The organism is Asticcacaulis sp. (genome assembly GCF_020217185.1).
Taxonomy (GTDB): Bacteria; Pseudomonadota; Alphaproteobacteria; order Caulobacterales; family Caulobacteraceae; genus Asticcacaulis.
The window spans coordinates 1-10,000 of the sequence record NZ_JAIWNX010000192.1 but is presented as its reverse complement, the minus strand read 5'-3'; the positions used below and the strand labels follow the sequence as shown (position 1 = coordinate 10,000).

The 10,000-nt window shown below is 58.8% G+C and carries 8 protein-coding genes and 1 pseudogene; 7 read left to right on the top strand and 2 right to left on the bottom strand.

Annotated elements, in window-relative coordinates:
- Positions 1-126: 126 nt before the first annotated feature.
- Both LDL37_RS09530 and LDL37_RS09525 read left to right on the top strand, forming a co-directional pair.
- On the top strand, positions 127-2,085 hold the full coding sequence (locus LDL37_RS09530; RefSeq protein ID WP_290797270.1) for a rhamnogalacturonan lyase: 1,959 nt from the start codon (positions 127-129) through the stop codon (positions 2,083-2,085).
- Positions 2,086-2,390: 305 nt separating this feature from the next.
- Entirely contained in the window at positions 2,391-3,077 is a 687-nt protein-coding gene (locus tag LDL37_RS09525) for an ATP-binding protein (protein WP_290797267.1), read from the top strand.
- A 105-nt stretch (positions 3,078-3,182) separates the two neighbouring features.
- On the opposite strand, the gene LDL37_RS09520 is transcribed toward LDL37_RS09525, so the two are convergent.
- Entirely contained in the window at positions 3,183-3,650 is a 468-nt protein-coding gene (locus LDL37_RS09520; RefSeq protein ID WP_290797264.1) for a response regulator, read from the bottom strand.
- A gap of 127 nt (positions 3,651-3,777) precedes the next feature.
- Between LDL37_RS09520 and LDL37_RS09515 the strand changes: the two genes are divergently transcribed.
- From LDL37_RS09515 to LDL37_RS09505, 3 genes are read left to right on the top strand one after another with little or no spacing between them, the layout of a single operon-like run.
- Positions 3,778-5,013: a cytochrome P450 gene (locus LDL37_RS09515; protein WP_290797262.1), complete on the top strand. Its 1,236-nt coding sequence runs from the start codon at positions 3,778-3,780 to the stop codon at positions 5,011-5,013.
- A gap of 47 nt (positions 5,014-5,060) precedes the next feature.
- A complete protein-coding gene (locus LDL37_RS09510; protein WP_290797258.1) occupies positions 5,061-5,285 on the top strand; it encodes a hypothetical protein in 225 nt (74 codons plus the stop codon).
- A gap of 49 nt (positions 5,286-5,334) precedes the next feature.
- Positions 5,335-6,873 carry a hypothetical protein gene (locus tag LDL37_RS09505; RefSeq protein WP_290797255.1) on the top strand — a complete coding sequence of 513 codons (1,539 nt, stop codon included), beginning with the start codon at positions 5,335-5,337 and terminating at the stop codon, positions 6,871-6,873.
- 15 nt (positions 6,874-6,888) lie between these two features.
- On the opposite strand, the gene LDL37_RS09500 is transcribed toward LDL37_RS09505, so the two are convergent.
- Positions 6,889-8,211 carry an oligogalacturonate lyase family protein gene (locus LDL37_RS09500; RefSeq protein ID WP_290797252.1) on the bottom strand — a complete coding sequence of 441 codons (1,323 nt, stop codon included), beginning with the start codon at positions 8,209-8,211 and terminating at the stop codon, positions 6,889-6,891.
- A gap of 125 nt (positions 8,212-8,336) precedes the next feature.
- On the opposite strand from LDL37_RS09500, the gene LDL37_RS09495 reads away from it, so the two are divergent.
- Both LDL37_RS09495 and LDL37_RS09490 read left to right on the top strand, forming a co-directional pair.
- Positions 8,337-9,221, top strand: coding sequence for an alpha/beta hydrolase (locus LDL37_RS09495; protein ID WP_290797249.1), 885 nt, complete (start codon positions 8,337-8,339; stop codon positions 9,219-9,221).
- A 121-nt stretch (positions 9,222-9,342) separates the two neighbouring features.
- Positions 9,343-10,000, top strand: a pseudogene (locus LDL37_RS09490) (AMP nucleosidase); the annotation flags it as partial.

Sequence of the window (10,000 nt, the reverse complement as noted above, 5' to 3'; positions counted from 1 at the left end):
TCGATCAATTTCGATTGGAAGGACACAAATTTGTGCTATCGCTGGCGACAGATCAGCTCAACTGGCGCGTAAAACGTCCCGGAAAGCGGCGGCACGCGTGAACAAGGCCCCGCATCGGAGGAATATATGACAATCCCGACACTCAAAGTCTCTCTTCTGGCTGGCGTCGCACTAATGCTGGGCGCAGCGCACGCGATGGCGGCCGACGCGCCGAAAGCCAGGGTCGAATATCTGGATCGTGGCGCGGTCGCGGTGACCGCGGAAAAGGGCGTGCTGGTCAGTTGGCGGGCGCTGGTGACGGATGACGCCAGACTGGGTTTCAATGTCTATCGCGACGGTCGCAAGCTGAACAGCAAGCCCATCACCACAGCGACCAGCTTCAAGGACGAGGCGGGTTCCAACACCGCGACCTATGAGGTGCGCGAAGTCATGGCGGGCAAGGAAGGCCTCGCCTCCAAAGCCCTGCGGATCGACGGTTACCTGTCTATCCCATTAAACAAACCGGCCGATGGCACGACGCCGGACGGACAGGCCTATAGCTACACCGCCAATGACGCCTCGGTCGGTGATCTCGATGGCGATGGCCGCTATGAGATCATCCTGAAGTGGGACCCGACCAATGCCAAGGACAACAGTCAGGGCGGCTATACAGGACCGGTGCTGCTCGATGCCTATAGGCTGGACGGCCAGCAACTGTGGCGCATCAATCTGGGGCGCAATATCCGCGCCGGGGCGCACTACACGCAGTTTCAGGTGGCCGACTATGACGGCGACGGCAAGGCCGAGCTGATCGTCAAGACGGCGGACGGTACCACCGACGCGCAGGGCAAGGTGATCGGGGACGCCACTGCCGACTGGGTCATTCCTTCGGGTGAGATCGAGAACAAGGACCGCACCGGTTCGCGTCAGACCGAGGACGGCAAGCTGATGGCGCGCCTGACCGGGCGCGTGCTCAAGGGGCCGGAATATCTCAGCGTCTTCGAAGGCGCGACGGGCAAGGTGGTCGATACCATCCCCTATCCGTCACCGCGCGGCCCGAATGGCGATAATCCCACCGATGCCGAAGCGACGGCGCGCTGGGGGGATGCCTATGGCAACCGCAGCGACCGCTTTCTGGCCGGGACGGCGTGGCTGGACGGACAGCACCCCAGCGCCATCTTCGCCCGCGGCTATTACGCCCGCACCACCATTGCCGCCGTTGATTACAAAAACGGCAAGCTGACCAATCGCTGGTACTTCGACTCCGAAGCCGCCGGGGTGCCGTCCGGCTATTCCGGGCAGGGCAATCACCAGTTCAGCGTCGCCGATGTCGATGGCGACGGGAAACAGGAAATCCTCTACGGCGCCATGGCACTCGATGACACAGGAAAGCCGCTGTGGACCACCGGCATGGGCCACGGCGACGCCATGCACGTCTCTGACCTCGATCCCAACCGGCCGGGTCTCGAAAAGTGGGGCGTACACGAGAATATGAAGATGTCCGGCAATACCGGCGCGGCGCTGCTCGATGCGCGGACCGGCGAAGTGATCTTCAAGGTGCCTGCTGATAAGGACACCGGCCGGGGTGCCGCAGGCGATATCGACCCGCGCCATCCGGGGGCCGAATTCTGGGCCTCGAACAGCGGCAATCTGTACGATGTGAAGGGTAATGTCATAACGGACAAACGCCCCCGCCAGATGAACTTCATGGTGTGGTGGGACGGCGATCTCCTGCGCGAGCTGCTGGACGGCAACAAGGTCTATAAGTGGGACTGGAATACGTCTGAGTCGAAGGTGATACTCGACGCACAAGGGGCGACGTCGAACAACGGCACCAAATCGACGCCGGCCCTGTCGGCGGACCTGCTTGGCGACTGGCGCGAAGAGGTGATGCTGCGCAGCGAGGACAACACGTCGCTGCGCATCTATTCGACCAATATTCCGACGACCTACAAATTCACCACCCTGATGCAGGACCCGCAATACCGCGCCGCCATCGCCTGGCAGAACACCGCCTATAATCAACCGCCCTGGCCGTCCTTCTTTATCGGCGAAGGCATGAAGGCGCCGCCGAAGCCACAGGTCAGCGTGGCAAAAGCCCAATAGAATTTCTATTTCACTCTGGTGCAAGCTATGAGCCCCGTCGTCACAGACGGGGCTTTTTTTGCCTCACAAACGCGAATGAAAGGCAATAACCGTAACAAAAACAATCAAATTTATGTGCTTTCAGTTTGCGTTTAAATCTCTGTAAGGTTGTGAGAGCGTATATGTAACCGGTTCATGGGATTGCAAAAGCCGCCCATGAGCCTAGTTCAGGCGTATTAAAGGGCCACAACAGGTAGCGCAGAGTAAGCGGTATAATTTTCCACACAGGCACGGAGCCCGACATGCAAAAATATCAGATAAGGAGCATGACCGAGATGGACCCGGCGGAGGAATTCAAGGACTTCGCCTATATCGTGTCGCACGATCTGGCCGGCCCCGTGCGGTCCCTGGTCGAGTTTTCGCGACTGCTGGTCGAACAGGCCCCGGTGCCCGAAACGGACGACGCGCGCACCAATCTGTCCATGGTTCTGGAAAGCGGTGAGAAACTACAGGAAATCCTGCACGGCCTGCTTCAGTTCTCACGACTCAACACCGTGCCGCGTCTGGATCAGAAAGTCGATCTGGAAGAGATCGTGGCGCGCGTGCATATGAACCGTCAGACCGATCTCGACATGATTCGCGGTACGCTGAACGCGGGCAATCTGCCGGAGGTCACGGGCGACCCCAACCGCCTGTACCAGCTGTTTTACATGCTGATCGACAATGCCATCAAATTCCGCCGTCGCAATCAGCCGCTGATCATCGACATCGCTTGCGAAGAGACCGAGCAGGCCTACTGGATTTCGATCACCGACAACGGCATCGGTATCGACCCGATGTTCCATGACGACGTGTTCCGCCCCTTGCGCAAGCTGCACAATGACGATGTCTATGACGGTGCCGGCATGGGCCTGACCCTTGCCCGCAAGATCGTCCTGATGCACGGGGGCCAGATCGGTATCGGCTCATCGGATGACGGCACGGCCATCTCGTTCAGCCTGCCCAGGGCCTGAGTTTTAGAGCGAAATGACTTTAGGTGGAAACGCCATTTCGCTCTAAATTTTTGTTTTGTCGCGATGTTTTTGCGGAAAACAGCTCACACTTTTCCGCACATCGCTTTAGAGAGTGTGCGGCAGGCCGTCCGGGAAACGAAAAGGCGCGCCGCGACCAGAGGCGTCCATTGTGAACCCGCGTAAAGCCTGAGCCAGATCGTCAAAGGCGTGCGGGGTGTCGGGCTTTTCGATATGGCCGTCCGAACCGCAGCGCTCGCCTTCGGCCACATGCTCCGGCGTGACCAGTCCGGACATCAGCAAAATACGCACCTGTGTCAAAGCCGGATCGGTGCGCACCTTTTCCAGCACCTGAAACCCGCTGAGGCGCGGCAGGCGGCAATCGAGCAGAACCAGCACGGGTACAGGTTTTCCGCTATACTCTCCTTCGCCCAGCAGGCGCTGCAAGGCCTGCTCGCCCGATGAAACCGTCTCAATGACCGCTTCGTCCAGTGCCGCCTTGAGGGCACGGGTCAGCAACACCGCGTCGCCGCGATTGTCATCGACAATCAGGATGTGCAACTCAGGCGGTGTCATCCGGCGGGGCCCTGAGGTTATGTTCAGACTTCGCAATATGCTGTTATTCGGACGGTTTAGCAAATCCATTTCATTTGACGCTCCGCGACCGCTTGACACGGCTTGGTCCGCCGCACAGGTTTGTCCGATGCGTTTGCCTGATCCGTCTGCCGCCGATCCCGTCCTGTTTGATCCGTTGGGGCCCGAATTCACCCGCAACCCCTACCCGGCCTATGCGCGCCTGCGGGCTTTGAGCGCGCCCCATTACTTTGCGCCATTTGATATCTGGCTGTTCTCGCGCTTTGCCGACGTGCAGGCCGCCGCCCTCAACCCCCTGTCGCTGCGGTCGCTCGACCATCGTCTGAGCGCCGAAGAGATCGCCGCCGACCGCCGCGCCCAGAACTGGCACGACATGCCGTACCACGCGCGCTTTGTGCAGTTTTCCCTGCTCAATTCCGATGGTGACGTGCATCAGCGCCTGCGTCGGCTGGTGTTCGGAGAATTTACACCGTCTCAGGTCGAGCGCCTGAAAGCCGGGGTCGAGGCCTATGTGTCAGAACTGTTCGACGCGGTAGGCTCAGAGTTCGACTTTATCAACGATCTGGCCGTGCATGTGCCGGGGCGCGTCATCGGCCGCTTTCTGGGCGTGCCGGATGCCGACTGCGCACAGTTGCGCATCTGGTCCGAGGACATCGTGCAGTATTTTGATATCGACCGCACCGATGACCGCAAGGCGCTGGCCGAACGCACCACCAAAACCTTCTATGACTACCTGATCGACCTGTCTGATGAGCGACGTAAACGCCCGCAGGACGACCTGATTTCGCGGCTGCTGAGACGCTGGGACGCGGGCGAACTGAGCGAGGATGAATATATCTCGACCTGTATGCTGATCCTGATGGCCGGGCACGGCTCGACCATCGACGCCATGGGCAACGGCCTGACGGCGCTCTTGACCCACCCGGATCAGCTTCAGCGTCTGCGCACCGATCCCGGCCTGATGCCGACGGCCATTCAGGAGATGTTCCGCTACGACGCGCCCCTGCCCTTCTTCCATCGCCTTGCGGCAGAAGACATGCAAGTCAATGGCTGGGAGATACCCAAGGGCACAAAGATCGGCCTGCTCTACGCCTCGGCCAACCGCGACCCGGAGGCCTTCGCCGATGCCGACCGCTTCGACATTGGACGCACGCCCAACCGCCATCTGGCCTTTGCCGCCGGGCCGCACTTCTGCCTGGGTAACCACCTGTCGCGCATGAATATGGAGGCTACCTTTGCGACGCTTCTGTCGCGGTTTCAGAGCATCGAATTGAGCGCGGAGCCACAGTTCAAGCCCAGCCTGTCGCTGCGCGGACCGAAAGCCTTGCCCCTGCGCGTCGGTTAACCCGGCATTAACCCTGATCGTTCACGGTTTGTGCAGGGAGTGAGTCCATGCGTAAATCGAAGTTTTCCGGCCTTAAGCTCTATGACCGCGCGCTGGTCGAAATCGTCGGGCAGGTACGCCCGCAAACGGCGCTGCGCGATGAGACCCAAGCCGGCATCTATCGTATCGGCGGCTTTGCCTATCGCGAAAACGGCACGCCCCTGCCCTCGACACCCCCGGCGCCGTCGCTGTTGCTGGTCTATTCCGCCGGGTGCACGCTGGTCCGGGGATGACAGAGGCGGCAACAGAGTATAGGATTTAAAAAAAATCCGGGGGGACTCCATGCGTCAGTTTCTTTTTGTTGCCGCCTTGGTCGGCGCGTCCGCGCTGATACCCGTCAGCGCTACGGCATTGGACACAGCAGCGCGCGTATCTGATCAATCGCAATATCTGCAAAAGTGGCTTGCAGACGCCGATTCGCATCTGCAAGCCGGAGACTTCAAGAAGGCAATCAAATCCCTCCGGACGATTATCGATAATGCACAATTCGGCTCTCTGCCTCCAGACACTCAGGTTTTGTGCTACCGTCTGCTTTCTATCGCGCTTCTCAACTCGAATGCACCCGAAGAGGCCTATGACGCCTTAGAAAGGGCGCGTCACGTCCCCGGTGATGCAACAAACTATGAGTACTGGCGATTACGTCTAGCCATCGCACCCAGACTCAAAAAGCACCAAGATGCTGTGGAGGCCCTGACTGTTTTGGCATCGCGCTTTCCCCACAGAATTCAGGAAATAGATCGCAATATTGTTTTTTCAATTGTTTATTCCAGCAATGAAATCCAAGATGGAAAGGCCAGCAAACGCAGACTTCTTGAGGCATTGCAATCGGCCCACTACACTCCTCAGGAAAGTGGTTATTCGGTAGAATCGCTTTCTTTCGAGCTTTTTGAAATTTACGTATCAAAGGGCGAGACCGAGAAAGCCGCAACCGTTGCCGCCGCATTAATTGAACCCGATAGTCTAATCAGGCTGCGCATAGATAAGCGTTACAACGCTTATCGGCATGTGACGGATGCGCAGATCACAGCGGCCTACGAAGCCCAACTGGCACGACATCGGGATTTCGCCTACCGCAATCCGACTCTTCTGGCCGGGCCCGATCTTGTCGCGCTCGACCTGAACGACCTTGATCGACCAGAAGAGGCATTAAAAGTAATTGATGAGGCTCTGAATAAACACGACCGCGCCCCCGTAAATCGTAAGCCCTACGACGATGTGGCCACCCGACTCAATTGGGCTTTAGACACAAAATCTCGTATTTTGTGGCAGTTGGGACGTCATGCCGAAGCCGAACAGGTTTTAAAGATGGCGCGCGACGTATCTGTTGCTGATGGCCGAGATATGGTCAGTCAGAGAATAAATCTCGGAGCCCTCTACACAGCCCTTTCACGTCCAAATGAAGCCTTGAAAGAAGTCGGAAACATCAGAGCCAATCAAGCGAACCTTTACGGCCAGATGTCAATCGAGGGGGTCAAAGTTTGCGCATATGCGCAAACCGGCGAAACCGACAAGATGAAAGCCTCTCTGGACCTCATGCTGCAAAATGCCAAGGCCGCTTACTCGCCACTTCAAACCGCTCTACTTTGCGCAGAAGATAGCGACATGCTGGCCAAAGTCATTATCGATCAACTCGAAGACCCCGACACACGCACATATGCGCTCATGAATGTTCAGACCTATCTGCCACAAAAGAAATCAACACCTGTGCAATTGGCGCGTGAGGCCACGCGGCAAAAAACACTTGCGCGTGCAGACGTACAGCCCGCTATTTTGAAATATGGCGAAATCATTTCACTACCTATTCGCCCTATTCCGTACTGATACATCACAAATCGCTCACCCTTTCGCCACCTGCACCGCATAGACGTGGATAGGACCGTGCATATTGGAGCGGAAGACGATCCATTTGCCGTCCGGCGTGAATTGCAGATTCGGTTCGGTGTTATAATTATGCGCCTTGAGGTTCACCAGCTTGGTGGCGCGCAGCACGCCCGGCCGCATCAGCTCTGCCGCATTGGGGGCTGAGACGCCGAGGTCGTCGATAATCTCCGGCTGGAACAGATAGAGCCATTTGCCATCCGGCGCACGCGCGACCATATCCCCATCACCACCGTCACCGGCGAACAGCTTACCATCGCGGCTGATCTGGAAGTGCACCGACCATTCGTTGCGCTCCATATGATACCAGATGCGTTTGTGCGTTTTGAGGTCATAGCTGGCCAGCCAGAAGTCCTCACCGCGCGGCGTTTGCAGGTCGTAGAGGATGCGTTCGCCGTCAAACGCAAAGAATTCGTGCCCGGCGATTTCCATATTCATCATGCGCTTATGGACGTTTTCCTTGCCCGTACCGTCGGTCCTGATCGTCCAGATGCGATCGACGCTGTGCCACGGCCCTTCGTGGCAATACATCAGACGGTGCGGATCGGTCGGCGAAAACTGCACGTGGTTGAGCCAGTCGGTCGAGGCGGTGACCACCTTGCGTTCGCCGGTCTGGATGTTCAGCGTGAAAATCTCCATCGGGATGTTCTGCGCCAGCCGTTCGGCCATACGCACCTCCTTAGCCGCCTGAAAGCTCAGCGGCTTGCCGTCCGGGCCAATGGCATTATAACCGCCGTCCGTATTGGCGACCTTCGGCCCCGGCTGGAGCTGATATTCGCGCTCGGCCCAGGTGCCCGCCAGCAGGGTATCGTCGGCATTGACCGTCGTCACATAGCCCTTGATGTCCTTGGCGATGGTGCGGATCTTGCCCGTATCCATGTCGATGGCAACGATTTCGATGCCGGCACGGCCCTTATCGTCGGCGCTCTTCTTTTCGCCGCCGGGGAATTTGCGCGCGTAGCAGATGTTCTTCGTGCGCGACACCATCAGGCTGCCATAGCCTTTCGGCGTCAACTGACGCAGTTTGCGCGTCGCCAGCTCGACCATCTGGATGCCGGAGGGGCTGTCGAAGATCATCCACTTGCCATCCGCCGTGAAGGCATTGTCATGGAAGTACAGGGATTTGGAATTATCCTCGTCCGACAGGCGCACAAGGCGGTGGCCGGTGTCGGCGTCTATCCATTCCCGCGGGATATCGGCCTTCGCCGCAGGGGTTTGCGCCAGAGCAGGGGACGCAAAGGCCGCCGCCGCGGCGCCCAGAAGAAAGTCTCGCTTATGCACGTCCAAAGCTCCCTGAAATCCGTATGGTCTGTTTAGGGCCATACTAGGATAGTCATGGCCTAACTCAATGTCAGAACTTAGCATCTTCACGCAACTGTGCGCAAAATCCGTCGCAAAGGCTCCGCATGATCCTCAATAAACGCCGGCTGCTGGGCGGCCTTGTGATCGGCAGTGGTCTGGGCCTGCTGTTGTCGGGCTGTTCGACCCTGTCGGCCTTCAACACCCTGACCCCAAAGGATGGCGGCTCCCGCCGCGTGGCGCAGGATGTGGCCTATGGCGATAAGGCGCGCCAAAGCTATGACGTCTATGCCCCGACCTCCGGAGCGAAGCCGCCGAAGGGCTGGCCCGTTCTGGTCTTCTTTTATGGCGGCAACTGGGATTCGGGCAGCAAGACCGACTATGCGTGGATGGGCCGATCGCTGGCCTCGCTGGGCTATCTGGTGGTCGTCGCCGATTATCGCCTCTATCCGGAAGTCGTCTTCCCGGACTTCATGCAGGATGCCGCAGCCGCCGTGCGCCATGTGCAAAAGCAGGCCGTTACCTGGGGCGGCGATGCCGCGCGTCTGGGCGTCATGGGCCATTCCGCCGGGGCCTATATTGCCATCATGCTGGCGCTGGATGAGCAGTTCCTGCGGTTCGATCCGCTGGCCTCCAATCCCATCCGGGTGGCCATCGGCGTATCTGGGCCCTATGACTTTTATCCCTTCGATGTGGACGCCACCCGCAACAGCTTCGGCACTTTTCCGCGACCGCTGGAAACGCAGCCGATCCAGCACGCCACCAAAAGCATGACGCGCTTCCTGCTTCAGCACAGCCGCGCCGACACGGTGTGCCGCCTCAGCAATTCGGTCAATCTCGACGCCGCGCTGACAAAGGTCGGCACATCGTCGCAACTGATCGTCTATGAGGGGTTGAGCCATTCGGATTGCGCCGCGGCCTATTCCCTTCCGTTTCGCGGCAAGGGCCCGCTACGCGCCGACTGCGCCGCCTTTCTGAAAGCGAATCTGTAACGCCTTGTACCTCCCCAGCTTGCTGGCGAGGTATAAAAAAGAACGACCCATATCTTCCTCACGCCGCCTGTAACCGGGTTACAAAATGTGTGGGCCATGGTCTTTTCACAGGGAAAAAGGCGTGGCACAATGGAATATGGAAAAGCAAAGAAAAGCGGCTCGTGGCGCCGAAAGCCACCGTTTCGAAAATCTGACCGCCGCCGAGGCCGTCGCCAGCCTGAGAGACATCTACGTCGCCGCCGTCAAGGCGCTGCAAACCGATCTTCAGGCCTATCTCACTGACCGTAGCAAACCGTCGAAAGCCGCCCGTGAACAGGGCCGGTACTGCTATCCGCGCCTGATCGTGGTGTGGAAGGGCGTCGATGAAGAAGATGACGACGCGCCGCTGCACCTGCGCCACCCGGTCGTCAACCGCGCCTTTGCCCGCTTCTCGCGGCCCGGCACCTATTCCTCCTCGATCACCCGCCCGGACCTGTTCGGTGAAGAGATCAGGACGCAGCTTGAGCTTCTGCAAACCGACTATAATGCCGAAATCAGCGTCGGCGTCTCAGATCAGGAAATCCCTTACCCTTACGTGCTGGATGGCGCGGGCCTTGACCTCAACAGCGTCTCGGCCTTCGATCTGGCGCGCCACTTCCCGACCACCGAACTGGCCCTGATCGGTAACGAAGTCGCCGACGGCATGGAGCTTCTGGATGCCGAGGGGCATCGTCCTCTCGCCCTATTCGATGGCCTGCGCACCGATTTTTCGCTGGCCCGCCTGAAACACTATACGGGCA

Coding starts and splice junctions, on each gene's coding strand:
- LDL37_RS09530 (WP_290797270.1), top strand. CDS start 127: ATGACAATCCCGACACTCAAAGTCTCTCTTCTGGCTGGCGTCGCACTA.
- LDL37_RS09525 (WP_290797267.1), top strand. CDS start 2,391: ATGACCGAGATGGACCCGGCGGAGGAATTCAAGGACTTCGCCTATATC.
- LDL37_RS09520 (WP_290797264.1), bottom strand. CDS start 3,650: ATGACACCGCCTGAGTTGCACATCCTGATTGTCGATGACAATCGCGGC.
- LDL37_RS09515 (WP_290797262.1), top strand. CDS start 3,778: ATGCGTTTGCCTGATCCGTCTGCCGCCGATCCCGTCCTGTTTGATCCG.
- LDL37_RS09510 (WP_290797258.1), top strand. CDS start 5,061: ATGCGTAAATCGAAGTTTTCCGGCCTTAAGCTCTATGACCGCGCGCTG.
- LDL37_RS09505 (WP_290797255.1), top strand. CDS start 5,335: ATGCGTCAGTTTCTTTTTGTTGCCGCCTTGGTCGGCGCGTCCGCGCTG.
- LDL37_RS09495 (WP_290797249.1), top strand. CDS start 8,337: ATGATCCTCAATAAACGCCGGCTGCTGGGCGGCCTTGTGATCGGCAGT.